The following is a 24,212-nucleotide window of genomic DNA, read 5'->3' on the forward strand; positions in this document are numbered from 1 at the left end:
CTTATGTAGGGGGAGGGGCCCACTTGAGGGACAACAGACCGAAGAGCCGCCTGCTGGCGCTCGGTTCGGCCGGAGCGCTCGTCACCGCCACCCTGATCGCCGGCGCCGTCTCGGCACCGGCGGCCAGCGCGGCCAGCGCGGCGGGCCGGAGCAGCCAGGACCGGGAGGCCAAGGGCGCCGCGATCGCCGCCGCCCGCGCCGCCGAGGCCGGCATCGACTGGCAGGACTGCCCGGCCGACTGGGGGCTGGAGAAGCCCATCCAGTGCGGCTGGGTGAGCGTGCCGCTCGACTACGCGCACCCGTACGGCAAGCAGATCAAGCTCGCCGTGGACCGCATCGGCAACACGGGGACCAAGGAGGAGCGCCAGGGCGCCCTCGTCTACAACCCGGGCGGTCCCGGTGGCTCCGGCCTGCGCTTCCCGCGCCGGGTCACCACCAAGAACCCCGTCTGGGCGAACGTCGCCAAGGCCTACGACTTCGTCGGCTTCGACCCGCGCGGCGTCGGCCACTCCGCGCCCATCTCCTGCGAGGACCCGCAGGAGTTCGTGAAGGCGCCGAAGATGGACCCGGTGCCGGACACCGAGGCGGACAAGACCGCTCAGCGCAAGCTGGCCCGTGAGTACGCGGACGGCTGCCTGGACCGTACCGGCCGCGCGATGCTCCAGCAGATGACCACGCCGAACACCGCCCGCGACCTGGACGTCGTCCGCGCCGCGCTCGGCGAGAAGAAGCTCAACTACCTCGGTGTCTCCTACGGCACCTACCTCGGCGCCGTCTACGGCACCCTCTTCCCGGGCCACCTGCGCCGCATGATCGTGGACAGCGTGGTCAACCCCGCCCGCGAGAACATCTGGTACCAGGCCAACCTGGGCCAGGACATCGCCTTCGAGGGCCGCTGGAAGGACTGGGAGGACTGGGTCGCCGCGAACGACGCCGCCTTCCACCTCGGCACCACCCGCGACGCCGTCCAGGCCAAGTGGCTCGAGCTGCGCGCCACCGCCAAGAAGAGCCCCATCGGCGGGGTCGTCGGCCCGGCCGAGCTGATCTCCTTCTTCCAGAGCGCGCCGTACTACGACTCCTCGTGGGTGCCGGTCGCCACGGTGTTCGGCAAGTACGTCGCCGGTGACACCAAGGCGCTGGTCGACGCCGCCGCGCCGAACCTGTCGAACACGGCCGGCAACATCACCGCCGAGAACGGCAACGCCGTCTACACGGCCGTCGAGTGCACCGACGCCAAGTGGCCCACCAGCTGGCGGAAGTGGGACCGGGACAACACCCGGCTCAACAAGGACTACCCGTTCATGACCTGGGCCAACGCCTGGATGAACCTGCCTTGCGCCACCTGGCCGGTCAAGCAGCGGACGCCGGTCGACGTGAAGACCCACAAGGGCCTTCCGCAGGTGCTGATCGTGCAGTCCACCCGCGACGCCGCCACCCCGTACGAGGGCGCCGTCGAACTGCACCAGCGGTTCCAGGACTCTCGCCTGATCACGGAGAAGGACGCCGGCTCCCACGGTGTGACCGGCCTGGTCAACCCCTGCATCAACCAGCGCGTCGACGCCTACCTGATCGACGGCAAGCTGGACGATGCGGACGTGACGTGCGGCCCGCACGCCACGCCCAAGCCGTAACCGGGCTCGTACGGTGACGAGGGGCGGCCGGACTCTCCGGCCGCCCCTCGCTCATGCCGCTCATGCCGCTCATGCCGTGAACCAGGCGTCCTCGGCCGCGTAGTCGAAGAGGTCCGGATACACCTGGGCGAGGAGCGGGAAGCACTCCGGCCAGTCGCGCCCGGCGAGCGCGTCCGTCAGCCAGGCGACCGTCTCCGGCAGGCTGTCGGCGTACGACCCCACCGGCTGGTAGCCCAACTCCCGCTCCGCGGCAGACATGTCGAAGACGAACGGCAGCGGAACCGACCACGGCGTCCTCCCGACGGAGCCCTCGGGAGGACCGTCGAGAAACGTCGTCTCCGTCTTCACACCCATCACCGCGTCGACCGCCGCGCCGATCTCGGCGACCGTCGGCGCCTCGCCGTCACAGGCGTTGAGCACCCGGGTACCGGGCCGTACCGCAGCCAGGCGGACCAGTTCGGCGATGTTCCGGGCGCTCGACGGGTGGAACCGGCTCGCCCCGCCGTAGGACAGCACCCGCCTGCGCCTGCCGTCCAGATTCCGCTTCACGAAGTACACCTCACGGGGCAGCGGGCTGTACGGCCCGTGCACCGCACCCGGCCGCAGCACGGTGACCGGCAACTGGTCGGCGGCCGTGAGGAGTTCGCGTTCCAGCGCGACCTTGCGGGTGCTGTACGAGGTCGTGCCCGGGGCCACCGTCGGCTGGGTCTCCTTGACGGGCACCGGGTAGGCCGGAAAGCCGTCCGGCTCGTCCAGCGTGTCGAAGTTCCGGCCGTCGCCGTCGTCGTACACGGACACCGTGGAGATCACGACCGCCGAGCCGACGCGGCCCGCGAGAGAGGTCAACTGGCGTGCGTGCACGGCGTCGTAGGCGACCATGTCGACCAGCAGGTCGCAGCCGTCACCGACCAGCGCGGCCAGGGCCGCGTCGTCGGAGCGGTCCAGCCGGACCGTGCGTACCCCGTCGTCCCAAGTCCCGTCCCGGCCGCCGCTCCGGGAGGCCGCCGTCACCTCCCAGCCGTCCCGCGCCAGTGCGTCCACCGTCGGACGGCCGATCTGCCCGCTCGCCCCGATCACCACGGCCCTCTTCATACGGCTCATACGGCGAGCGTAGGGATGGGGGCGGCTCGGGCGGTGGACCTTCTGCCGTCGGCAGAGGCCTTTCAGCCGAGCGGGGCCCGGGGGAACCTGCGCTCCTTGGCGCCCTTCTCCGCGGCCTGCCGCTCCTTGACGACGGCCGCGTACTCGTCGACGTACTCCTGCTCGGACAAGGCCAGGATGGCGTACATGATCTCGTCGGTGACGGCCCGCAGGATCGCCTTCTGCTGCTCCATGCCGGCATAGCGGGAGAAGTCGAGGGGCCTGCCGAAGCGGATGGTGACGGGGCGGATGTTCGGGACGACCTTCCCGGGCGGCTGGGCCTCGAACGTGCCGATCATCGCGCACGGCACCACCGGCACCCCGGCCTTCAGCGCCATCACCGCGACGCCGACCTTGCCCTTGTAGAGCCTGCCGTCGTGCGAACGGGTGCCCTCCGGATAGATGCCGAGCAACTCGCCCCGGCCCAGCACCTTCAGGCCCTCGCGGATCGCCGCCTGCCCCGCATCCCTGCCCGAGCGGTCCACCGGGATCTGCCCGGCACTGCGGAAGAAGAACGCGGTGAGCCGGCCCTTGAGCCCCGGGCCGGTGAAGTACTCCGCCTTGGCCAGGAACGTGATCCGGCGCTTGAGCATCGCCGGCATCAGGAAGTGGTCGGAGAAGGACAGATGGTTCCCGGCGACGATCGCGGGACCGGCGTCCGGCACGTGCTCCAGGCCCTCGATCCGGGGCCGGAAGACCAGTCTGAGCAGGGGACCCAGCAGCACGTACTTGAGCACGTAGTAGAACACGACTCGCCCCTTACGTCGTCCAGGCCACCCCGCGTGCGCCTGTCGTCATCTGTAACCGCAACCGACCATGCCCATGCCGGGCTCGTCCAGCCGCTCGGGGGCGGACCGGGCCTCGACGGCCCGACGGTAGTGCGGACAGGCGGTGATGTCCTCGTGGGCGCAGCCGAGCGCGCACTCGATCAGGCCGAGCGAGGCCCGCGGGGGGCGAGGATGCTCATGGTCTCCCAGTGCCGCAGCACATGCGGGGCCAGATCACCAGCCGCGCCCCCGCGCGGAACTCGCCGCCGCACTCGACGCCGTGGAACGGCGCCCCGCCGCCGAGCAACTCCGCCGCGACTCCTACGCCTTGCTGCGCCTGCGCCCCGGTGCGCCGGTCGTGGACGTCGGCTGCGGCACCGGGCGGGCCGTGGCGGAGCTGACCGGGCGGGGCGCGCGGGCCGTCGGGATCGCCCCCGCCGAGCCGATGCTCGCAATCGCGCCCGGCGGCGGTGGCCCGGCGCGGACCTGCGGAACGCGGACGCGTACGCGCTGCCGCCGGCCGACGGTCGACGAGCGGATACCGTGCGGACAAGGTGTTCCGTGAACGGTGTGTCGTCCGGTACGTCAGCCCGACGGGTCCGTCAGCGGCTGCTCGGCCCAGATGACCTTTCCCCCGGGGACGAAGCGGGTGCCCCACCGCTGGTTGAACTGGGAGACCAGCAGCAGTCCGCGTCCGCCCTCGTCGGTGACGCGTGGATGACGCAGATGCGGTGCGGTGGCGCTGCAGTCGGAGACCTCGCAGATCAGGGCCCGGTCCCTGATCAGCCGCAGCCGGATCGGGCCCTCCGCGTGCCGGATGGCGTTGGTGACCAGCTCGCTCACGACCAGTTCGGTGGTGAACGCCAGCTCCTGAAGGCCCCACTCGGTCAGCTGCCGCGTGGCCTCCTTGCGGGCGTCGGCGACCACGGTCGGGTCGGCGGCGAGGTTCCAGGCGGCGACCCGGTCGTCGCCGAGCAGCCTGGTGCGGGCCATCAGCAGGGCCACGTCGTCGTGCGGCCGGGCCGGGACCAGGGCGTCGACCACGGACCGGCAGTGCGCGCCGAGCGAGGAGGAGGGCTGTTCCAGGGTGCGGCGCAGCCGTTCGCGGTCCGCGGCAAGGTTCCCGTCGTCGTCCCCGTAGGCCAGCAGCCCATCGGTGTGGAGGGCCAGCGTGCTGCCCTCGGCCAGGGCCAGCTCGACCGCCTCGAACGGCGGACCGCCGGCTCCGAGCGGCGGTCCCTGAGGAAGATCGACGAAGCCGGCGGTGCCGTCGGGCAGCACGACGGCCGGCGCGGGATGGCCGGCGGCGGCCATCGTGCACCGCCCGTCGACGGGGTCGTAGACGACGTACACGCACCCCGAGCCCACCGCCTGTTCACCGGCGGCCGCCGCGACCCCGGGCCGTTCGCCCTCCTCGCCGACCGTCCGCGCCACCAGGTCGTCGAGGTGCGCGAGGACCTCCTCGGGCGGCAGATCGAGCGCCGCGAGGGTGTGCACGGCGGTCCGCAGCCGTCCCATGGCCGCCGCCGCGTCGATCCCGTGCCCCGGAACCTCGCCCACGACCAGGGCCACCCGCGCACCGGACAGCGGTATGAGGTCGTACCAGTCGCCGCCGAGGCCGGTCAGCTCGTCGGCCGGCCGGTAGCAGGCGGCCACCTCCACCGCGTCCTGCTCGGGCAGCCGGTGCGGCAGCAGGCTGCGCTGCAGGACGAGGGCCGCGCTCCGTTCGCGGGTGTAGCGGCGGGCGTTGTCCACGCAGACCGCCGCCCGGGACACCAGGTCCTCGGCGAGACTCAGGTCGTCCTCGTCGAAGGGGTCCTGACGGCGGCGCCGGAAGAAGGTGGTGACACCCATCGTGTCGCCCCGCGCCCGGATGGGCACGATCATCCCGCTGTGCAGGCCCAGCTCCAGGAAGGTGGCCGCCCGGTCGCCCGGGATGCCCGTGGCCCACTTCCTGGCCAGCGGGTCGAGTTCTTCCGCGCGCCAGGGCCGGCCCGTGGTCAGACAGCGGACCGGGGGAGATCCGGCGAGGTACGTGGCCACGTCGCCGATCTGCACGACGGCCTCCGGGACCCCGGGGTCCACCGACTGGTGCCCGGCCCGCCGCAGCGGCACCCGCTCCGTGTCGCTGCGCGGCCCCGGCTCGGGCTCGGCGCCCCGCAGCACGGACTCCAGCAGATCCACGCTGACGAAGTCGGCGAATCCCTGCACGGCCACGTCGGCCAGCTCCTGTGCGGTCCGCACGATGTCCAGGCTGCGGCCGATCTGCTCGCCGGCCCGGTCGAGGAGGGCCAGCCGCTGCCGGGCCCGGTGCCGCTCGGTGATGTCGACGACCGTGTAGTACACGCCCATCGGGTGGCCCTGGTCGTCGTCCAGACGGGTGAACGACATCATGTGCGCGGTCTCCCGGTGCGGTGCGGAACGCACCTGGCCCACATGCTCGTACCCGACCACCGGCCGGCCGGTCTGCAGCACGCGCCGCATCTGGGTCTCGATGCCCTCGGAGTCGATGCCCGGCTGGATCTCCGCCAGCCGCCGCCCCAGCCGCTGAGCCGGGGAGCCACCGCCGTACCGTTCCAGGGCCGCGTTCGACCAGACGCACCGCAGATCGGTGTCCACGATCGCGATGCCGACGGGGGACTCGGTCACCATCTGCTCCAGCACCGCGCGGCTCATGTCCCAGCCGCGTGCCCCGGAGACGTCGGAGAGCAGAACCAGCCAGTGCGGGACGCCGCCGGGTTCCACCGCCGGAGTGATCCGCACCATCACCCGCACCGGCTGCCCGTCCTTGCGCCGTGCGGTCAGCAGCCCCGCCCAGCCGCCGTCCCTGCGGCACCGCTCGGCCAGCTCGGGCACCCGCGCGGCGTCCTCCTCCGACAGCAGGCCGGACGCCTTGGTGCCCACCACCTCGGAGGCCGGGTACGCCAGCAGGCGCTGGGCGCCCCGGGTCCAGCTCGTCACCACGCCCTGTGCGTCGAGCAGCAGGGGAGCGGCGTCGGCCACGTCGAACCGCTGCCCGGCGGCGCCCAGCTCCTCGTGAGTGCTCACGGCCGACCTCTCTGTTGCTGAGAGTGGTCTACCCCTTCATGGCTCAGTCTTCACCCTGCGGGCATCGGCCCAGGCGTGCAAATGAGCGGTGGGGGCGGCGTGCGGCCACCCCCACCGGGATCACGAACCCAGCACCTTCTCCAGTGCCGCCAGCGCGGAGCGCACTTCCTCCGCCGTCACGGTCAGCGGGGGCGCGAGGCGGATCGTGGAGCCGTGGGTGTCCTTCACCAGGACCCCCTCCCGCATCAGCCGCTCGCTGACCTCCCGCCCGGTGCCGATCGCCGGGTCGATGTCGACGCCCGCCCACAGGCCGCGGGAGCGGAAGCCGACCACACCCCGGCCGACCAGCTCGGTCAGCCCGTCCCGCAGGACCACGCCCAGCTCGGCGGCCCGGCGCTGGAACTCACCGGTCTCCAGCAGTTCGACCACGGCCGTGCCGACCGCTGCCGCGAGCGGGTTGCCGCCGAAGGTCGAGCCGTGTTCGCCCGGGTGCAGCACACCCAGCACCTCGCGCCGGGCCACCACGGCCGAGACCGGCACGATCCCGCCGCCCAGTGCCTTGCCGAGCAGCAGCATGTCCGGTACGACGTCCTCGTGCTCGACGGCGAGCGTGCGGCCGGTGCGGCCGAGGCCCGACTGGATCTCGTCGGCGATGAACAGGCAGCCCTTGCGGCGGGTCAGCTCCCGCACCCCGGCGAGATAGCCGTCGCGCGGGATGAGCACGCCCGCCTCGCCCTGGATGGGCTCGATCAGCACCGCCGCCGTGGTCTCGTCGACGGCCGCCTCCAGCGCGGCCAGGTCGTCGTACGGCACGATCCGGAAGCCGGGTGTGAAGGGGCCGAAGCCGGCGCGGGCCGTCTCGTCCGTGGAGAAGCTGACGATCGTCGTCGTACGGCCGTGGAAGTTGTCCGCCGCGACCACGATCGTCGCCTGGTCGGCGGGGACGCCCTTGACGTCGTACGCCCACTTGCGGGCCACCTTGATGCCGCTCTCCACCGCCTCGGCGCCGGTGTTCATCGGCAGCACCATGTCCAGGCCGGTCAGCTCGGCCAGCCGCTCGGCGAAACCGGCGAGCCGGTCGTTGTGGAAGGCGCGGGAGGTCAGCGTCAGCTGGTCGAGCTGGCGGTGCGCGGCCTCGATCAGCGCCGGGTGCCGGTGGCCGAAGTTCAGGGCCGAGTAGCCGGCCAGCATGTCGAGGTAGCGGCGGCCCTCGACGTCCTCCACCCAGGCGCCCTCGGCGCGGGCGACCACCACCGGCAGCGGGTGGTAGTTGTGCGCGAGGACCGGCTCCTCCGCCCGGATCAGGTCGGCGGAGGAGCGGGTGCGTACGGGTGCGGTCATCAGCGGATCTCCTGGGTGCAGCACTTGATGCCACCGCCGGCCTTGTGGAACTCGGACAGGTCGACGGGGACGGGGACGTAACCGTGGCCGGCGAGGCGTTCGGCGAGCGCCTCGGCTCTGGGGGCGATGAAGACGTTGCTGCCGTCGGACACCGAGTTCAGGCCGAACGCCATCGCGTCCTCGCGGGTGGCGAGCACCGCGTCCGGGTACAGGCGCCGCAGCACCTCCCGGCTGCCCGCCGAGAACGCCTCCGGGTAGTAGCAGATGTTGTCCTCGTCGAGGACGAACAGCGCCGTGTCCAGGTGGTAGAAGTACGGGTCCACCAGCGTCAGGCCGATCACCGGATGGCCGAGGAACTCCTGCGCCTCCCGGTGCGCCTCGCGGGTGGTGCGGAACCCGGTGCCGGCGAGCACGTAGCGGCCCGTCCACACCAGGTCGCCCTCGCCCTCGGTCACCGACTCGGGGCGGTACACGTCGTAGCCCGCCGTCTTGAACCAGGTGTCGTAGTGCAGCGACTCCGGGCGCCGCTCCGGCGCGTGGAACAGGGAGCCGAAGACCCGGCCGCCGACCACGCACGCCGCGTTGGCGGCGAAGACCATGTCGGGCAGTCCGGGGACCGGCTCGACCGACTCGACGGTGTGCCCGTGGGCGCGGTAGGCGCGGATCAGTGTCTGCCACTGCTCCTGGGCGAGGTCGACGTCGACCGGCTTGTCGGGGTGCATCCACGGATTGATCGCGTACTGCACGGCGAAATGTCTGGGTTCGCAGACGAGAAAGCGCCGAGGGCGCTGTACACGGCTTTCGGACACAGAGGGTTTCCTCCGCTTTGCTTTGTGTCACAGGGGTGACAACAACGGTAGAAACGGAGGCGGACGGCCGACAAGAACGAAAAGCTGCGTAGATGCGCAGCATCGCTGCGTTGTTCAAGCGGTTCACGCAGCGGTCGTGCGCATACTCCGCGTCATTCGGGCGCCGCGTGGGTCGCGCCGGCTTCCGGGCTTTCCGGGAGAAGGTGGGACAGCACCATCACGCTGATCGTCTTCCGGATGAACGGCTCGACCCGGATCCGCTCCAGCACCTCTTCGAAGTGGTCCACGTCCCGTGCCCGCACATGCAGCAGCGCGTCGGCGCCGCCGGTCACCGTCATGGCCGCCGTGATCTCCGGATGGTTGCGGACGACCTCCGCCAGCCGCCGGGGCGGGGCCGCACCCTCGCAGTACACCTCGACGTACGCCTCCGTGCGCCAGCCGAGCGCCGAGGGCTTCACCGTCGCCGTGAACCCGGTGATCACCCCGGTCTCCCGCAGCCGGTCCACGCGCCGCTTCACCGCCGTCGCGGACAGACCGATACCCGCGCCGATCTCGGCGAAGCTGGTCCGGGCGTTCGCCATCAGCGCGGTGACGATCTTGCGGTCGAGGTCGTCGAACGAGGGCGTCCTGCTGTTCATGCGGGCACTGTAGTCAGCCCCGCCGGGCAGCGGACCTCACGACTGGGTGACGACCATGGCGAGCGTCAGCAGCCCCAGCACCACCCATCCGAACCACAGCCAGCCGTTGCCGCCGATCGCGACCGTATAGGCGGTCACGACGACGAGTCCGCCGATCGTGAGCACCCCCATCGCCTTGGTGGAACCTTTCGTGGAACCGGGCATCGCGACACCCTCCTCATGGTCCGTCCTCGACCATGGTGCCCCCATTCCCGCCCGGAGGGCACGGCTCCGCCCAGCCCGGTGTGCACCGCTCCCGCGGGCGTCCGGTATGCGCCGGCGCTCAGCTCTCGCGCGCGTTCAGCGAGGCCAGGTAGGCGTTGTACGCCTCCAGCTCCTTGTCGCCGTCCCGGTCGGCGGCCCGGTCCGTGCGCCTGGCCTGCCGCTGTTCGGAGCGGTACCACTGGAACAGCAGCGCGATCAGCACCAGCACCGACGGGATCTCGCTGAACGCCCAGGCGATGCCGCCGGCCGCGTTCTGGTCGGACAGCGCGTCGATGCCGAGCGAGGCCGGCGGGTGCGTGAAGGTGCTCACCATCGGGGACGTCGCCATCATCAGCGCGATGCCGAAGAACGCGTGGAACGGCATGCCCGCGAACAGCTCCAGCATCCGCATCAGATGCCCCGGCCGGTGCGGGCCCGGGTCGACACCGATGATCGGCCAGAAGAACACCACGCCGACCGCGAGGAAGTGCACCATCATCGCGATGTGCCCGGTCTTGGAGCCCATCAGGAAGTCGAAGACGGGAGTGAAGTACAGCGCGTACAGACTCGCGATGAACAGCGGGATCGTGAACGCCGGGTGGGTGACGATCCGCATGTACCGGCTGTGCAGCAGCGCCAGCAGCAGCTCACGCGGGCCCTTGCGGCCCTTGCCGGCGGTCGGCAGCGCCCGCAGCGCCAGGGTGACCGGCGCGCCGAGCAGGATCAGGATGGGCGACAGCATGCTGATGATCATGTGCTGCACCATGTGCACGCTGAACATGACCATGCCGTAGTCGTTCAGCCTGGTGCACATCACCAGGGCGATGGTCAGCACACCGACGACGTACGACACCGTACGACCGACGGGCCACGCGTCCCCGCGCCGCCGCAGTCGTACGACACCCCAGCCGTACAGGGCGAGCCCGGCCAGGCAGGCCACGAGGAAGAAGGGGTCCGCCGACCACTGGAGCCCCCGCCCCAGCGTGAACGGCGGCAGATCCATCATCATGCCGTGCCCGCTGTGATCCATCCGGTGGCTCCTGGTTCGTGGGGGTTGTGCGGTTTCTGTCCACAGCTGTCTGTGTCCGCACCAAGAGTAGAACCGCCCCCGGTCACAGCTGTGACCGGGGGCGGTTCGTGCCCGCCCGAACTAACCGGACTACAGGACGCACTCCGCCTCGTCGTACCGCTCCACCGGCACGGTCTTCAGGGTCTGCACGGCCTTTGCCAGCGACACCATGACGATGTCGGTCCCGCGCAGCGCCGTCATCATCCCGAACTCGCCCCGGTGCACGGCCTCCACCGCATGCCACCCGAACCGCGTGGCGAGCACCCGGTCGTACGCCGTCGGCGTGCCGCCCCGCTGCACATGCCCGAGGATCACCGGCCGTGCCTCCTTGCCGAGCCGCTGCTCCAGCTCGACCGACAGCTGCCGGGCGATCCCGGCGAACCGCTCATGGCCGTAGATGTCCTTGCCGCCCTCGTCGAAGTCCATGGTGCCGGCCTTCGGTTTGGCGCCCTCCGCCGCGACCACGATCGCGAACCGCTTGCCCGCCTCGAAGCGCTCGCCGACCCTCTTCGTCAACTCCTCGATGTCGAAGGGCCGTTCGGGGACGACGATGGCGTGGGCGCCGGCCGCCATGCCGGAGTGCAGCGCGATCCAGCCGGTGTGCCGGCCCATGACCTCCACGATCAGCACGCGCTGGTGCGACTCGGCGGTGGTCTTCAGCCGGTCCAGGGCCTCCGTCGCCACGGTGACGGCCGTGTCGAAGCCGAAGGTGACGTCCGTGACAGCGATGTCGTTGTCGATGGTCTTGGGCACGCCCACGATCGGCAGCCCGCTGTCCGACAGCAGCCGGGCCGCCTTCAGGGTGCCCTCACCGCCGATCGGGATGATCGCGTCCAGGCCGAGTTCCGCGACATGGCCCCTGGCCCGCTCCACGCCGTCCCGCAGATGCTCCGGGCGGACCCGGGAGGAGCCGAGGATGGTGCCGCCGCGCGCCAGGATGCCGCCCACGGCGTCGAGGTCGAGCTTGAGATAGTCGCACTCCAGGAGGCCCTTCCAGCCGTCCCGGAAACCGATGACCTCGTCGCCGTGGTCGGCGACGGCACGGTGCACGACGGACCGGATGACGGCGTTCAGGCCGGGGCAGTCGCCGCCGGACGTGAGGACACCAATGCGCATAGCCCGAATTACCTTCTCAACGTGGGCCGGGTAACCGGACCACGTTGTCCGGCGGATTCCCGGCCACCCTACCGGCGCAAGGGGGTGGCTCCGTAGCGGGCGTCCGCCTGCTGGACGCGCCCGCACATGTGAGCGGACGGCCCGTCAGGCGGGCCCGCGACGAGCCTGCCGGAACACGCTGGGACAACGCCGGGACGGCGCCTACGCGGGCTGCTGCGCGGCGGCGATGCGCTCGTCGCGGAGCGCCTCGTACCAGCGGTCGTCGACCGGCGGCAGCGCGTTGACGTCGAGCGCCAGCTTCAGCAGCAGGTCGGCGATCTGCGGGTTGCGGGCGAGGACCGGGCCGTGCATGTACGTACCGAAGACGGTGCCGTTGTACGCGCCCTCGGTGCCGTCCCCGGTGCCGTTGCCCTTGCCGATCTTCACCTGGGCGAACGGGCGGGCGGTCGGGCCGAGGTGGGTGACGCCCTGGTGGTTCTCGAAGCCGGTCAGCTGCGGCAGGCCGAGCTGCGGGTCGATGTCGGCGAGTACGTCACCGACGCACCGCTCGCCCTCGCCGCGCACCGAGACCACGTCGAGCAGGCCGAGGCCGGGCTCGCGCTGGCCGAGGTCGTTGATGAACTCGTGGCCGAGGATCTGGTAGCCGGCGCACACGGAGAAGACGATCGCGCCGTTCTCCACCGCCCGGTGCAGATGCCCGTCACGGCGCAGCCGCTCGGCGGCGAGCCGCTGCGGACGGTCCTCGCCGCCGCCGATCAGGTAGATGTCTCCGGAGGTCGGGATCGGCTGGTCGCTGCGCACGTCGAGCCGGGCCACGTCCAGGCCGCGCTGCCGGGCCCGCCGCTCCACGACGAGCGCGTTGCCCTGGTCGCCGTAGGTGCTCAGCAGGTCCGGGTAGATCCACACCAGCCGCAGTTGGTTGTCGCTCATGAGGTGATCGCCCTTCGAAGATCAGTTGCCGACGCGGCGGCGCAGGTCCTGGAACGCGGTGTAGTTCGCGATGACCTCGATCCGGCCCGGCGGGCACATCTGCACGGCCTGGTCGAGGTTCTCGCAGACCTGGAAGTGCTGGTTGGCGACCTCCAGACGGACGGCGAGGTCCAGCTTCCGGTCGCCGATGACGAAGATCGGGTGGCCGGTCAGCCGGGTGTAGTCGACGTCCCACAGCCAGGAGGTGTCGGTGCCGTCGGCGCCGCGGGCGTTCACGGACAGGATCACCGGCGCGGGCGGCGGGTCGATCAGGGAGAACGTCTCCAGCCAGCCGGCCGGGTTCTTCGCCAGCAGCAGCCGCAGATCACGGTTCTGGAACTGCACGACGTCGTACCGCCCGGCGACGGCCTGCACCTGGTACATCCGCTCCAGGGCCACCTGCGGCGGCACCCCGAAGACGGCGGCGACGGCCGCGGAGCTGGCCGCGTTCGCCTTGTTCGCGCGGCCGGGCAGCTGCAGGTGGATCGGCCAGGCGGAACCGTGCGGGTCCAGCACATGGTCCCCGGACAGCGCCCAGGTCGGCTGGGGCCGGCGGAACCCGCACTCACCGCAGAACCAGTCGTCGCCGGGGCGCTGCATCACGCCACCGCACGACGGGCAGGACCAGGCGTCGTCCTTCCACATCTGCCCGGCTGCGACCCAGATCACATTGGGGGAGGAGGAGGCGGCCCAGACCACCAGCGGGTCGTCGCAGTTGGCGACGATGACGGCCTTGGAGCCGGCCAGACCCTCGCGCCAGTTCTCGGCGAGCATCCGCGTCTCGGCGGCGCGGTCGAGCTGGTCGCGGGAGAGGTTGAGCAGGGCGATGCACTTCGGGTCGGTGTCCCGGGCCACACCGGCGAGGTACTTCTCGTCGACCTCGATGACACCGAACTTGGCCTCCGAGCCGCCCGCGAGCGCGGAGGTGATACCGGCCGGCATGTTGGCGCCGAGCGCGTTCGACACCACCGGGCCCGCGGCGCGCAGCGCCTCGGCGATCAGCCGGGTGGTCGTGGTCTTGCCGTTGGTCGCCGACACCAGGACGACGTCCAGGTTCTGCGCGAGCCGGGCGAGCAGGTCGGGGTCGAGTTTGAGTGCGACCCGGCCACCGATCACCGACCCGCTGCCGCGCCCCGCGGCGCGAGATGCCGCAGCGACCGCCTTGCCGGCGGTCACGGCCAGCTTGGCCCGCGGCGTGAGCGGGTCCGAGTTGCCTGCCATCAGTTCTCGATCCTCCTTGCGTACGCGCCGCGCCTGGGGCCATCCGGCAACGTGGTGTGGTCCTCAGCCTATCGAGATCCATTCGCACACCCGAATCCTGGCCCACGCCATGCGCGGCGGGCATGAGCTGAAGGAACCGTACCCTTGCCGCTATGCGACACGGCACGATCCCGGGCGCCCACGGGCGAGTCCGGCCCCTTTCCCTGCTCGGCGACACCGCTCTGCACCAGCCCTGCACGGAGGTCACCGACTTCGGCCCCGAAGTGGCCGACCTCGTGGAGGACTTGTTCGCGACCATGTACGCGGCGCAGGGGGTGGGGCTGGCGGCGAATCAGATCGGGGTGCCGTTGCGTGTATTCGTCTACGACTGTCCGGATGATGACGATGTGCGGCATCTGGGACATGTGGTGAACCCGCGGCTGGTGGAGGCCGACGGGGTGGTGATCCGGGGGCCCGAGGGCTGCCTGTCCCTGCCCGGGCTGGAGGCGGGAACGGAGCGCTACGACCATGCGGTGGTCGAGGGCTGCACCGTGACCGGGGAGCCGGTCACGGTGCACGGCACGGGTTTCTTCGCCAGATGCCTGCAGCACGAGTGCGACCATGTGGAGGGCCGCGTGTACGCGGACCACCTCACGGGCTGGCGCAAGCGCAGACTGGCCAGACGGATCAAGCGGGCTTCATGGAGCGGCTAGGCGGACCCACCTAGAACCCCGGACCCCCCATTCTGTCCCCCGCGGCCGCGAGGCGCCCCCACAGCAGATCGGCGAGGGAGCGCACCAACTCGGCCCGGGAGCAAGGACGTTCCCCCAGCCACCAGTCGCCGGCGGCATGCATCATCCCGACGATCCCATGGCCCCACACCCGCGCGAGCTGCTGGCTCTCCGGTCCGAGGTCCACCCGTTCCTCGATGACCTGGGCCAGTTCCTCGCCCATCCGCCTAAGGAGCGGCGCGCTGTGCTTGCCGACGTCGAAGCCCTGGTCGCCGCTCCCGCTGCCGTCCGCCGGATGCATCAGGAACCGGTACACCTGCGGCCGTGCCTCGATCGCGGCGAGATACGTATCCAGCGTCGACTCGACCCGCTCCCGCCGATCGGCCGGAGCGTCCAGTGCCGCCCGCAGCGAATCGAGCAGCGCGTCCGTGTGCCGCTTGGCCAAGGCCGCGTAAAGGCCGCCCTTGTCGCCGAAGTGGCGGTAAAGGATCGGCTTCGTGATGCCCGCCTCCGCGGCGATCGCGTTCATCGACGCCTGCGGGCCGTCGCGGAGCACCACGCGGTCGGCGGCCTCCAGCAGCTCGCGCCGTCGGCGGTCGGCGGACCGCTGCTGATCGGTCCGCTGTGTGGTGTCCATGTGCTCTCCCCACCCGTGCTGATTCGGTGACGCCTGCGCAAACTAACACTGACTGTGCCCCTGACATCGAACGGGATACCGAGACGTCATCGACGGTTGACTTTTCCTACCCGTCGGTAACAGACTCGGGTTACCGCTAGTAACACCGTATCGCCGCCGCTGGAGGGGACATGGCCGAGTTCACCATGGAGCTCAACGACGAACAGAGGGAAGTCCGGGACTGGCTCCATGGCTTCGCCGCCGATGTGATCCGGCCCGCCGCCGCCGAGTGGGACGAGCGCGAGGAGACTCCCTGGCCGGTCATCCAGGAGGCCGCGAAGGTCGGCATCTACTCCCTCGACTTCTACGCGCAGCAGTACTTCGACCCCACCGGCCTCGGCATCCCGATGGCCATGGAGGAGCTGTTCTGGGGCGACGCGGGCATCGCCCTGTCCATCGTGGGCACCGGCCTGGCCGCCGTCGGCGTGCTCGCCAACGGAACCGAGGAACAGATCGGCACCTGGATCCCGCAGATGTACGGCGACCAGAACGACGTCAAGGTCGCCGCGTTCTGCTCCTCCGAGCCCGACGCCGGCTCCGACGTCGCCGCCATGCGCACGCGTGCCGTGTACGACGAGGCGAAGGACGAGTGGGTGATCAACGGCACGAAGACCTGGGCGACCAACGGCGGCATCGCGAACGTCCACGTCGTCGTCGCCAGCGTCGATGCGGAGCTGGGATCCAAGGGCCACGCGTCCTTCATCGTCCCGCCGGGCACGCAGGGCCTCGCCCAGGGCCAGAAGTTCAAGAAGCACGGCATCCGCGCCTCGCACACCGCCGAGGTCATCCTCGACAACGTCCGCGTTCCCGGTTCCTGCCTGCTGGGCGGGAAGGAGAAGCTGGACGAGCGTCTTGCCCGGGCCCGCGAGAAGGCCAGGGCCGGCGGGGAGCGCGTGAAGAACGCGGCGATGGCCACGTTCGAGGCGTCCCGCCCGGCCGTCGGCGCGATGGCGGTCGGCACCGCCCGGGCCGCGTACGAGGTCGCCCTCGACTACGCCAGGACCCGCGAGCAGTTCGGGCGGCCGATCATCGACAACCAGGGCGTCGCCTTCCAGCTCGCGGACATGCGGACGCAGATCGACGCGGCACGTCTGCTGGTCTGGCGGGCGTCGTGGATGGCCGTCAGCGGCAAGCCGTTCACCGCGGCCGAGGGCTCGATGTCCAAGCTGTTCGCCAGCGAGACCGCGAAGAAGGTCACGGCGCAGGCCGTGCAGATCCTCGGCGGCAACGGGTACACCCGTGAGTACCCGGTCGAGCGGATGCACCGGGACAGCGCGATCTACACGATCTTCGAGGGCACGAGCGAGATCCAGCGCCTGGTGATCGCCCGCACCCTCTCGGGCCTGCCCATCCGCTAACGATGCCTGAGCGGCGTCAGCTGCTCGATGTCGTACTTGGCCCGCAGCGCCTCGATCGCCTCCTGGTCCGGCGGACCCCCGTTCCCCAGGATCTCCAGCAGCTCCTCGAAGTAGCGCTCGTGATCCGGCGGCGGACTCGCCTGGAAGAACATCTTCGCGGGCGTGTCCGTCGGGTTCGCGAAGGCGTGCGGGCAGCCCGGGGGTACGACGATGACCGTGCCGGGAGTCGCCCGTAGCACCCGGCTGCCCGAACTCGACTCCCACCGCTGCCAGTTGTCGGGGGTGCGGATGCGTGGCTCGAAGGCGAGGACATCCAGTTCGCCGTCCAGGACGTAGAACAACTCCTCGCTGCGCGTGTGCACATGCGCGCCCACGTCGAAGCCCGGCGGGACCTCCACCTCGAAGGTGGAGGCCATCCGCGAGTGCATGCCGGTGACCTTGAACGTCACCCGCTGGGCCGGTGTCTCCACGACACGTCCGTGGCCCGGCGGTACGTACAGTCCCTCGGTCTCCGTCATGGGCTGCTCACCAGGTCACCGGCAGGGCCTCGGGGCCCCTGATCAGCGCGCCCTTCTTGAAGGGCACCCGCTCCGGCGGTACGGCCAGCCTCAGGCCCGGAATCCGGTCCAGCAGGGCGTCCACCATGAGTTCCTCCTCCAGCCGGGCCAGCATGTTGCCGGGGCAGAAGTGCGGGCCGAAACCGAACGAGACGTGCGGGTTCGGGCTGCGGGAGAAGTCGATGGTCTCCGGATCGGGGAAGACCTCCGGATCGCGGTTGGCGGCCAGGTAGGAGTTGTACACCGCGTCGCCCGCGCGGATCCGCACACCCCGGATCTCCACGTCCTCCAAGGCGATCCGGGACAGGCCGACCGCGTTGCGGTGCGGGATCCAGCGCAGGAGCTCGTCGATCGCCCTGGGGCGGAGCTCCGGTTCCGCGCGCAGCCGCGCCACCAGGTCGGGGCGGGTCAGCAGCAGATAGAACATCTGCCCGCTGTTGTTGGTGACCGCCTCCCCGCCGATCTGGAGGAGACCGGCCAGACCGACGGCCTCCTCCAGGGTGACCTCGCCCCGGCCCACCGCGGCGCCGAGCAGCGAGGTGACGTCCTCGGCCGTGCTGTTCTCGCGCAGCCCGATCAGATCGGAGAAGTAGGCGGCCATCTCCCGTTTGGCCTTCTCGCTGACCTCCTTGCCGTTCGAGGAGGACAGGATGAGCTGGGTCCAGGTGTGCATGGTGTGCCGGTCGGCGGCCGGGACGCCCATCATTTCGCAGATCACCGCGATCGGGAACGGGCTGAGGATCGTGGCCGTGAGATCGGCGGGCGGGCCGTCCTGGAGGAGTTCGTCGACCAGTTCGTCCAGCATGGCGCGCGCTTTCTCGCGCACCCGCTCCACGCCCTTCGTGGTGAAGGCGGCCGCCACCGAGCGGCGCAGCCGGGTGTGGTCGGGCGGGTCGAGGAAGCCGACCGCGCCCGGGTCGGGGATGAAGTGCGGGGCGAGCCGGGTGACCGGCTTCTTCATGACCTCCTCACGGCTGAAGCGGGGGTCGTTGGTCACCATGCGCACGTCGTCCATCCGGGTCACCAGCCAGGCCCAGCCCTCGCCGTTGGGCAGCTGGATGCGGGTGACCGGTCCTTCGCGCATGAGCTCTCTCAGCACCGGGTCGAAGTCCGTCCCGGGCAGGTCGAGCGCCGGCCAGTGCCGGATCGGGGGCAGGGTCTCGGTGAGCGTCTCTTCGGTCATGCCGTATTCATGCCGTCTCTCGGTCTCAGCTGCGCCAGCGGCCCAGCGCCATTTCCGCGGTGATGCCGGGTCCGAACCCGGCGAGGAGCCCGCGCGCCCGGTCCTCGGCGCCGCCCTCGTCGAACATCCGGCGCAGGGCGTCCAGCACGACGCCGGACGCGATGTTGCCGTACTCGGTGAGGGTGGACCGGCTGAACCGGAAGGCGTGCGGGTCGACCTGGAGGAACTTGCTCAGGTCGTCGAGGATGCGCGGCCCGCCCGCGTGGACTATGTAGAAGTCCAGGTCGGACGCGTCCCAGCCGTGCATCCCGGCGAGGTCCTGCAGGGCCGGGGCCAGCGGCTCCATGGTGGCCGGCACCCGCTTGTCGAGCAGGAAGTGGAACCCGGTCGCCCGGACGTCGTACATGATCCACTCTTCGGTCTTCGGGATCAGGTACGAGCCGTTGCGTTCCAGCTCGATGCCGGTGCCGCCCTTGCCGCGGACCACGGCGGCGGCTATGCCGTCACCGAACAGGCCGTTGGAGAGCAGCGAGCCGACGCCGAGGTCGGTGGGCTGATAGCACAGCGAGCAGAACTCGCAGGCCACGATCAGCGCATTGGCCTCGGGGTAGGCCGAGCAGAAGTCGTGCGCGCGGTTGATCGCGGCGCCGCCGGCCGCACAGCCCAACTGGGCTATGGGCAGCTGTCGGGTGGTGGAGTCGAAGTCCATCTCGTTGATCAGCCACGCCGTGAGCGAGGGCATCATGAAGCCCGTGCACGAGACGTAGATGATCACGTCTATGTCGGTGGTGAGGAGCTCCGCGTCGTCGAGCGCCCGCTGGATGACCGCGGGGACCCGGGCCTTGGCCTCCGCCTCGTAGAGCTTGTTGCGCTCCTCGAAGCCGGGGTGCTTGAGGGTCTCCTCGATGGGCTGGACGATGTGCCGGGTCTTGACGCCCGTGTTCGCGATGAGCCGCAGCGCGAGCGGCAGTTGCGGATGGTCCGCGTGCCGGGAGCGCGCCAGCTCCAGCGTCTCCTCCATCGTGATCACGTGCTCCGGAACCGACACTGAGGGTCTGCACAAAGTCGCCATGAAGCGTGCCTGCTTTCAGCCTTCCGGAAGGCCTTTGCTGCCCGCCGGTCTGAAGGTCGTTCACCTTCAGGAGGTGGTTCACCCACGATCACCCGTACCGGCGACGATCTCTCGCCGAACTACTCCAGACCGGGGACCCCCGTGTCAGGCTCGGACGAGAAGCCGCACGTCCGCGCGAGGGAGAACACCATGACGGCAACGGCCGGGGATCTGCTGCAGACGACCACCAGGGCACTCGCCCCGGACCCGGAGGCCAACCCCTTCGTCCCGCTCGTGGAACGCGGCGAGGCACCCCCGCAAACCCTGGCCCGCCTCGCCCTGGAACAGCAGTGGGTGATCCCCGCCGACCGCCGCTCCTTCCAGCACCTGGCCGAGCGCGCCGACCCCGCCGCCGCGGCCTTCTTCACCACGCTCGCGACCGGCGAGGACCTGGCGGCACAGCACCTGACCGCCTTCGCCCGGGCCTGCGGCGCCACCGACGAGCGCTCCCGCGCCTACGTCCCCCTGGCCGGCTGCCAGGCCTACCCCGCCTACGTCTCCTGGCTGGCACTCAACGCCGCCCCCGCGGACGTCGTCCTGGCCCTCACGGCGAACTTCTCGGCCTGGGGCGACTACTGCGCCCGCATCGCCCAGGGCCTGCGCACGCACTACGGCTTCGGGGACGCCGCCTGCGCCTTCTTCGACTTCTTCGCCGCACCGGCCCCGGACCTGGACGCACAGGCGACGGCGGCGGTACAGGCGGGCTTGGACACGGGCACCCTGGACACGAACAGCGCGCACACGTACGGAACCCTGCTCCAAAGGTACGAGAGCATGTTCTGGGCGACGCTGAGCTGACTCACCCGCTTCGCAGCGCGAGCTACGGCGCCCCACTGCTGTGCGCAATACAAGCCACGTCGATACGATCCGCCAGCTTGGCCAACTCGATGGTCAAAGCGGCGACCGTATCCTCGTCCAACCCCTGCTCCCCGGCCTCGACAAGCCGCAGCCACCGCGCCCCCACGGTCCGCAGCAACTTACTCACATCGGCCGCGGCCACCTGCAAGGCCCCACGGTCGTCCACGATCAGAGGCAGAGTCACTTCGCCGTTCACAAACCGGATGCTAGCCGCGCAGCGCTCACGCACCCTGCCAAACCGTGGTGATGTTGCAGAACTCCCGGATTCCGTGCCCGGACAGCTCACGCCCGTACCCGGACCGCTTGACCCCGCCGAACGGGAACGCCGGATGGGAGGCGGTCATCCCGTTGACGTACACGGATCCGGCCTCCAGATCGCGCGTGAACCGCTCCACCTCAGCGTCGTCCCGCGTCCACACATTGGAACTCAGCCCGAACGGCGAGTCGTTGGCGATGAGCAGCGCCTCGTCCAGGTCGCCGGCCCGGTACAGCGTGGCGACCGGCCCGAACGCCTCCTCCCGGTGGATGCGCATCTCCCGGGTGATCCCGGCCAGCACGGTCGGCGGGTAGTACCAGCCCGGCCCGTCCGGCCGCTCGCCCCCGCACAGCACCCCGGCGCCGCCGCGCCTGGCGTCGTCGACCAGTTCCTCCAGATCGTCGCGTCCCTGCTCGCTGGCGAGCGGTCCGACCTCGGTGTCCTCCTCCAGCGGGTCGCCGACCTTGAGCGCCTTCATCCCGGCGACGAACTTCTCGGCGAAGGCGTCGTAGACGTCGGTGTGCACGATGAACCGCTTGGCGGCGATGCAGGACTGCCCGTTGTTCTGCACGCGCGCGGTGACCGCGACCCCGGCCGCCCGGTCCAGGTCGGCGGAGGGCATGACGACATACGGGTCGCTGCCGCCCAGCTCCAGGACCGTCTTCTTGACCATCTCCCCGGCCGTGGAGGCGACCGCCCGGCCCGCCGGTTCACTGCCGGTGAGCGTCGCGGCCTTCACCCGCTCGTCGCGCAGGATGTCGTCCACCGCGCCCGACCCGATCAGCAGCGTCTGGAAACAGCCCTCGGTGAAGCCCGCCCGGTGGAACAGGTCCTCCAGGTACAGGGCCGTCTGGGGGACGTTGGAGGCGTGCTTGAGCAGGCCCACGTTGCCCGCCATCAGCGCGGGCGCCGCGAAGCGGATCACCTGCCAGAGCGGGAAGTTCCACGGCATCACCGCGAGCACCGGCCCGAGCGGGCGATACCGCACCCGTACCCGGGAGGCCCCGGAGTCCCGTACATCCGCCTCGGCGGGCTCCTCGTCGGCCAGTAGCGTCTCCGCGTGCTCGGCGTACCAGCGCATCGACTTGGCGCACTTCGCGGCCTCCGCCCAGGCCTGTTTGATCGGCTTGCCCATCTCCGTGGTCATCACGCGCCCGATCTCCCGCCGGTCCTCGTCCAGCAGATCGGCGGCCCTCAGCAGCAGCCGGGCGCGGTCGACGAAGGAGATGGCCCGGTAGGTGCGGAACGTGGCCGCGGCGAGCTGGAGCCGGCGTTCCAGCTCTTCCTCGCCCATGGGCTCGTACGTCTTGAGCGTCTCGCCGTTCGCCGGGTTCACCGTCGCGATGGGCATGGCTGACCTCCCTGGGAGCGGGCTTGCTTCGACCTTCGCGCGCGGTACCGCCCAACGCAACGCGTGGAGTCCCTTCAGGCCGAGTGCTCCGCCAGTCGGTCGAGAAACGTGGTCTGCGCCGCGATGATCAGCGCACGGGCCCGGTCCAGGCCGAGCCACTCCACGCGGTCCAGCTCCGGGAACTCCCGCACCCGGCCGGACCTCGGCGGCCACTCCATGGTGAAGCTGCCGGGGGCGAATCCCGCCAGATCCGGGTCCGCCTCCACCGCCCACGCCGTGACGATCTTGCCGTTCCTCTGCACGACCTCGCCCAGCGGTACGGCCCTCCCGTCGGGCGGCGGAAGTCCCAGTTCCTCCTGGAACTCGCGCCGGGCGGCCTCCCAGGCGGGCTCGTCGGGTTCGTACTCGCCCTTGGGGACGGTCCATGCCCCGGCGTCCTTCTTCGCCCAGAGGGGACCACCCATATGGCCGAGCAATACCTCCAGCCCCTCATCGGTGTGCCGGAACACCAGCAGTCCCGCACTGCGCTTCGTCGCTCGCACCGTCACGGCCTGACCTCCGGATGGGCCGCCAGCAGAGCCTCCACGGTATCGGCCTCCTCGGGGCGTTTGTCCTCGCGGTAGCGGACCACGCGGGCGAAGCGGAGGGTGACTCCGGCCGGGTAGCGGGAGGAGCGCTGGAGGCCGTCGTAGGCGATCTCCACGACGAGTTCGGGGCGGACCCGGACCACCCAGCCGTCGTCCTCCACGGCCAGCTCCTGCAGCCGCTCGGTCTGCCAGGCGAGCATCGCGTCGGTCATGCCCTTGAAGGTCTTGCCGAGCATCGCGAAGCCGCCGTCGGGGTCGCGGGCGCCGAGATGGAGGTTGGAGAGCTTGCCGGTGCGACGGCCGTGGCCCCACTCGGCGGCCAGCACGACCAGGTCGAGGGTGTGCACGGGCTTGACCTTCAGCCAGGAGGCGCCGCGCCGCCCCGCGCTGTAGGGCGCGTCCAGCGCCTTGACCACCACGCCCTCGTGCCCGCGGTCCAGGGTCTCGGCGAGGAACCGTTCCGCCGCCGCGAGGTCGCCCGGCCCGGAGACGACCGTCCGGCGCACCCGCATCGGCTCGGGCACCAGCCGGGCCAGCCGCGCGTGCCGCTCGGCGAAGGGCAGGTCCAGCAGATCGGTGCCGTCGACCGACAGGGCGTCGAAGAAGACGGGCGAGACCGGGACCTCCCCGGCCGCCTTCGCCACGTCCGTCCGGGAGCCGACCCGGCCCGCCGTGTCCTGGAAGGACCGGGGCCGCCCGGCCGCGTCGAAGGAGATCACCTCCCCGTCCAGGATGAACCGCTCGCCCCGCAACTCCCGGGCGGCGGCGGTCACTTCGGGCAGCCGGCCGGTGATGTCGTCCAGGGTGCGGGTGTGCACCCGGACCGTGTCGCCGTCCCGGTGGACCTGCACCCGGATGCCGTCCAGCTTCTCCTCCACCGCGCAGGCGCCCAGCTTCTCCACCGCCTCGGCGACCGAGGACGCGCTGTGCGCCAGCATCGGCAGCACCGGGCGGCCCACGGTGAGCCGGAACCTCTCCAGCGCCCCGGGCCCCTCGGCGAGCAGGGCCTGGGCGACCGTCTGCAGCGACCCGGCGAGCATCACCGCCCGGCGTACGGCGGCCGGATCCGCGCCGGTCGCCTGGGCGAGGCCCTCCACCGCGACCGCGTCCAGCGCGCCCTGGCGGACCTCGCCGGTGAGCAGGCCGAGCAGGAAACGCTGCTCCTCCTCGGTGGCCGCGCCCATCAGCTCGCCCACGAGCCGGGCCCGCTCCGCCTGCGAGCCCGGTCCGGACACCTTGCCCAGCTCGCTGAGCAGGGCGTCGACCTCCTGGACGGTGAGGGTGGAATCGGCGGCCGGCGGCACCGGGCGGCTCAGCACCTTCCAGCCGACGCCGAGCCGGCCCTGCGGCAGCCGCCCGGCCAGGTACGGGATGACGATCGGCACGTCGTCCGCCTCCGCGTCCCGGAACAGCTCCGCGAGCAGCGCGGTCTTGCGGGACCGGGCCGACGTGGCGGCGACCTGGCGGGACACCTGGGCGAGCCGGGTGAGCAGCATGCAGTCATCGTGCACCGGAGCCGCGGCGGCTACACCCCGGCGGTCGCGTCCAGATCGGCGAACAGCAGCTCCCCGTT

At 71.0% G+C, this 24,212-nt stretch carries 24 protein-coding genes; 5 read left to right on the top strand and 19 right to left on the bottom strand.

Annotated features, from left to right (window positions below; all coding sequences use genetic code 11):
* Nucleotides 1-23 precede the first annotated feature (23 nt).
* Nucleotides 24-1,631 carry an alpha/beta hydrolase gene (locus BFF78_RS35510; RefSeq protein WP_193433601.1) on the top strand — a complete coding sequence of 536 codons (1,608 nt, stop codon included), beginning with the start codon at nt 24-26 and terminating at the stop codon, nt 1,629-1,631.
* A 69-nt stretch (nt 1,632-1,700) separates the two neighbouring features.
* Here the strand turns inward: BFF78_RS35510 and BFF78_RS35515 are convergent, their stop codons facing one another.
* Nucleotides 1,701-2,723, bottom strand: a complete 1,023-nt coding sequence (locus tag BFF78_RS35515; protein WP_227026167.1) for an NAD-dependent epimerase/dehydratase family protein — start codon at nt 2,721-2,723, stop codon at nt 1,701-1,703.
* 71 nt (nt 2,724-2,794) lie between these two features.
* Complete coding sequence (locus tag BFF78_RS35520; RefSeq protein ID WP_069782201.1) at nt 2,795-3,520, bottom strand: lysophospholipid acyltransferase family protein; 726 nt, start codon at nt 3,518-3,520, stop codon at nt 2,795-2,797.
* A 298-nt stretch (nt 3,521-3,818) separates the two neighbouring features.
* On the opposite strand from BFF78_RS35520, the gene BFF78_RS35525 reads away from it, so the two are divergent.
* A complete protein-coding gene (locus BFF78_RS35525) occupies nt 3,819-4,103 on the top strand; it encodes a methyltransferase domain-containing protein (protein WP_069782202.1) in 285 nt (94 codons plus the stop codon).
* Between the two features lie 20 nt (nt 4,104-4,123).
* Here BFF78_RS35525 and BFF78_RS35530 read toward each other — a convergent pair whose 3' ends face one another.
* From BFF78_RS35530 to BFF78_RS35565, 9 genes are all read right to left on the bottom strand, one after another.
* On the bottom strand, nt 4,124-6,586 hold the full coding sequence (locus tag BFF78_RS35530; RefSeq protein ID WP_069782203.1) for a SpoIIE family protein phosphatase: 2,463 nt from the start codon (nt 6,584-6,586) through the stop codon (nt 4,124-4,126).
* Between the two features lie 120 nt (nt 6,587-6,706).
* The gene (rocD, locus tag BFF78_RS35535; protein ID WP_069782204.1) at nt 6,707-7,927 is read right to left on the bottom strand and encodes an ornithine--oxo-acid transaminase; all 1,221 of its coding nucleotides are present in this window, start codon (nt 7,925-7,927) and stop codon (nt 6,707-6,709) included.
* Nucleotides 7,927-8,736: a dimethylargininase gene (gene ddaH / locus BFF78_RS35540; protein ID WP_069782205.1), complete on the bottom strand. Its 810-nt coding sequence runs from the start codon at nt 8,734-8,736 to the stop codon at nt 7,927-7,929. Before ddaH ends, rocD begins: the two co-directional genes overlap by 1 nt.
* Nucleotides 8,737-8,888: 152 nt before the next feature.
* Nucleotides 8,889-9,374, bottom strand: coding sequence for an Lrp/AsnC family transcriptional regulator (locus tag BFF78_RS35545; RefSeq protein ID WP_069782206.1), 486 nt, complete (start codon nt 9,372-9,374; stop codon nt 8,889-8,891).
* Nucleotides 9,375-9,410: 36 nt separating this feature from the next.
* The gene (locus BFF78_RS45695) at nt 9,411-9,578 is read right to left on the bottom strand and encodes a hypothetical protein (protein WP_107440886.1); all 168 of its coding nucleotides are present in this window, start codon (nt 9,576-9,578) and stop codon (nt 9,411-9,413) included.
* A gap of 118 nt (nt 9,579-9,696) precedes the next feature.
* Nucleotides 9,697-10,647, bottom strand: a complete 951-nt coding sequence (locus BFF78_RS35550; protein ID WP_069782207.1) for a cytochrome c oxidase assembly protein — start codon at nt 10,645-10,647, stop codon at nt 9,697-9,699.
* A 129-nt stretch (nt 10,648-10,776) separates the two neighbouring features.
* Nucleotides 10,777-11,802: a 6-phosphofructokinase gene (locus BFF78_RS35555; RefSeq protein WP_069782208.1), complete on the bottom strand. Its 1,026-nt coding sequence runs from the start codon at nt 11,800-11,802 to the stop codon at nt 10,777-10,779.
* A gap of 201 nt (nt 11,803-12,003) precedes the next feature.
* Nucleotides 12,004-12,732 carry a type 1 glutamine amidotransferase gene (locus BFF78_RS35560; protein WP_069782209.1) on the bottom strand — a complete coding sequence of 243 codons (729 nt, stop codon included), beginning with the start codon at nt 12,730-12,732 and terminating at the stop codon, nt 12,004-12,006.
* 21 nt (nt 12,733-12,753) lie between these two features.
* On the bottom strand, nt 12,754-13,992 hold the full coding sequence (locus BFF78_RS35565) for a MurT ligase domain-containing protein (RefSeq protein ID WP_069782210.1): 1,239 nt from the start codon (nt 13,990-13,992) through the stop codon (nt 12,754-12,756).
* Between the two features lie 152 nt (nt 13,993-14,144).
* On the opposite strand from BFF78_RS35565, the gene def reads away from it, so the two are divergent.
* Nucleotides 14,145-14,684 carry a peptide deformylase gene (gene def / locus BFF78_RS35570; protein WP_069782211.1) on the top strand — a complete coding sequence of 180 codons (540 nt, stop codon included), beginning with the start codon at nt 14,145-14,147 and terminating at the stop codon, nt 14,682-14,684.
* 10 nt (nt 14,685-14,694) lie between these two features.
* Here def and BFF78_RS35575 read toward each other — a convergent pair whose 3' ends face one another.
* Nucleotides 14,695-15,339, bottom strand: coding sequence for a TetR/AcrR family transcriptional regulator (locus tag BFF78_RS35575; protein WP_069782212.1), 645 nt, complete (start codon nt 15,337-15,339; stop codon nt 14,695-14,697).
* Nucleotides 15,340-15,509: 170 nt separating this feature from the next.
* Between BFF78_RS35575 and BFF78_RS35580 the strand changes: the two genes are divergently transcribed.
* A complete protein-coding gene (locus tag BFF78_RS35580) occupies nt 15,510-16,736 on the top strand; it encodes an acyl-CoA dehydrogenase family protein (RefSeq protein WP_069782213.1) in 1,227 nt (408 codons plus the stop codon).
* On the opposite strand, the gene BFF78_RS35585 is transcribed toward BFF78_RS35580, so the two are convergent.
* The 3 genes from BFF78_RS35585 to BFF78_RS35595 are packed head-to-tail and all read right to left on the bottom strand — an operon-like array spanning nt 16,733 to nt 19,548.
* Nucleotides 16,733-17,254: a cupin domain-containing protein gene (locus BFF78_RS35585; RefSeq protein ID WP_069782214.1), complete on the bottom strand. Its 522-nt coding sequence runs from the start codon at nt 17,252-17,254 to the stop codon at nt 16,733-16,735. The two genes, BFF78_RS35580 and BFF78_RS35585, sit on opposite strands and share 4 nt — an antisense overlap.
* A gap of 7 nt (nt 17,255-17,261) precedes the next feature.
* The gene (locus BFF78_RS35590) at nt 17,262-18,476 is read right to left on the bottom strand and encodes a cytochrome P450 (protein WP_069782215.1); all 1,215 of its coding nucleotides are present in this window, start codon (nt 18,474-18,476) and stop codon (nt 17,262-17,264) included.
* A 25-nt stretch (nt 18,477-18,501) separates the two neighbouring features.
* Complete coding sequence (locus BFF78_RS35595; RefSeq protein ID WP_069782216.1) at nt 18,502-19,548, bottom strand: type III polyketide synthase; 1,047 nt, start codon at nt 19,546-19,548, stop codon at nt 18,502-18,504.
* A 189-nt stretch (nt 19,549-19,737) separates the two neighbouring features.
* On the opposite strand from BFF78_RS35595, the gene BFF78_RS35600 reads away from it, so the two are divergent.
* Nucleotides 19,738-20,385, top strand: coding sequence for a transcriptional regulator (locus BFF78_RS35600; protein WP_069782217.1), 648 nt, complete (start codon nt 19,738-19,740; stop codon nt 20,383-20,385).
* 22 nt (nt 20,386-20,407) lie between these two features.
* On the opposite strand, the gene BFF78_RS35605 is transcribed toward BFF78_RS35600, so the two are convergent.
* The 4 genes from BFF78_RS35605 to BFF78_RS35620 all read right to left on the bottom strand — a co-directional run bounded on the left by BFF78_RS35605 (nt 20,408) and on the right by BFF78_RS35620 (nt 24,135).
* The gene (locus tag BFF78_RS35605; RefSeq protein WP_193433602.1) at nt 20,408-20,641 is read right to left on the bottom strand and encodes a DUF6213 family protein; all 234 of its coding nucleotides are present in this window, start codon (nt 20,639-20,641) and stop codon (nt 20,408-20,410) included.
* 25 nt (nt 20,642-20,666) lie between these two features.
* A complete protein-coding gene (locus BFF78_RS35610; RefSeq protein ID WP_069782218.1) occupies nt 20,667-22,052 on the bottom strand; it encodes an NADP-dependent succinic semialdehyde dehydrogenase in 1,386 nt (461 codons plus the stop codon).
* 74 nt (nt 22,053-22,126) lie between these two features.
* Nucleotides 22,127-22,600 (bottom strand): NUDIX hydrolase, encoded by a 474-nt coding sequence (locus tag BFF78_RS35615; RefSeq protein ID WP_069782219.1) that lies wholly within the window; start codon nt 22,598-22,600, stop codon nt 22,127-22,129.
* Complete coding sequence (locus BFF78_RS35620; protein WP_069782220.1) at nt 22,597-24,135, bottom strand: ATP-dependent DNA ligase; 1,539 nt, start codon at nt 24,133-24,135, stop codon at nt 22,597-22,599. Before BFF78_RS35620 ends, BFF78_RS35615 begins: the two co-directional genes overlap by 4 nt.
* Between the last annotated feature and the right edge of the window lie 77 nt (nt 24,136-24,212).

Origin of the sequence: Streptomyces fodineus (genome assembly GCF_001735805.1) — a bacterium.
Classification (GTDB): Bacteria; Actinomycetota; Actinomycetes; order Streptomycetales; family Streptomycetaceae; genus Streptomyces; species Streptomyces fodineus.

Excerpts from the sequence above, each read along its gene's own strand:
- BFF78_RS35515 (WP_227026167.1), bottom strand. The coding sequence starts at position 2,723 with ATGAAGAGGGCCGTGGTGATCGGGGCGAGCGGGCAGATCGGCCGTCCG.
- rocD (WP_069782204.1), bottom strand. The coding sequence starts at position 7,927 with ATGACCGCACCCGTACGCACCCGCTCCTCCGCCGACCTGATCCGGGCG.
- BFF78_RS35545 (WP_069782206.1), bottom strand. The coding sequence starts at position 9,374 with ATGAACAGCAGGACGCCCTCGTTCGACGACCTCGACCGCAAGATCGTC.
- BFF78_RS45695 (WP_107440886.1), bottom strand. The coding sequence starts at position 9,578 with ATGCCCGGTTCCACGAAAGGTTCCACCAAGGCGATGGGGGTGCTCACG.
- BFF78_RS35550 (WP_069782207.1), bottom strand. The coding sequence starts at position 10,647 with ATGGATCACAGCGGGCACGGCATGATGATGGATCTGCCGCCGTTCACG.
- BFF78_RS35555 (WP_069782208.1), bottom strand. The coding sequence starts at position 11,802 with ATGCGCATTGGTGTCCTCACGTCCGGCGGCGACTGCCCCGGCCTGAAC.
- BFF78_RS35560 (WP_069782209.1), bottom strand. The coding sequence starts at position 12,732 with ATGAGCGACAACCAACTGCGGCTGGTGTGGATCTACCCGGACCTGCTG.
- BFF78_RS35565 (WP_069782210.1), bottom strand. The coding sequence starts at position 13,992 with ATGGCAGGCAACTCGGACCCGCTCACGCCGCGGGCCAAGCTGGCCGTG.
- def (WP_069782211.1), top strand. The coding sequence starts at position 14,145 with ATGCGACACGGCACGATCCCGGGCGCCCACGGGCGAGTCCGGCCCCTT.
- BFF78_RS35575 (WP_069782212.1), bottom strand. The coding sequence starts at position 15,339 with ATGGACACCACACAGCGGACCGATCAGCAGCGGTCCGCCGACCGCCGA.
- BFF78_RS35580 (WP_069782213.1), top strand. The coding sequence starts at position 15,510 with ATGGCCGAGTTCACCATGGAGCTCAACGACGAACAGAGGGAAGTCCGG.
- BFF78_RS35585 (WP_069782214.1), bottom strand. The coding sequence starts at position 17,254 with ATGACGGAGACCGAGGGACTGTACGTACCGCCGGGCCACGGACGTGTC.
- BFF78_RS35590 (WP_069782215.1), bottom strand. The coding sequence starts at position 18,476 with ATGACCGAAGAGACGCTCACCGAGACCCTGCCCCCGATCCGGCACTGG.
- BFF78_RS35595 (WP_069782216.1), bottom strand. The coding sequence starts at position 19,548 with ATGGCGACTTTGTGCAGACCCTCAGTGTCGGTTCCGGAGCACGTGATC.
- BFF78_RS35600 (WP_069782217.1), top strand. The coding sequence starts at position 19,738 with ATGACGGCAACGGCCGGGGATCTGCTGCAGACGACCACCAGGGCACTC.
- BFF78_RS35610 (WP_069782218.1), bottom strand. The coding sequence starts at position 22,052 with ATGCCCATCGCGACGGTGAACCCGGCGAACGGCGAGACGCTCAAGACG.
- BFF78_RS35620 (WP_069782220.1), bottom strand. The coding sequence starts at position 24,135 with ATGCTGCTCACCCGGCTCGCCCAGGTGTCCCGCCAGGTCGCCGCCACG.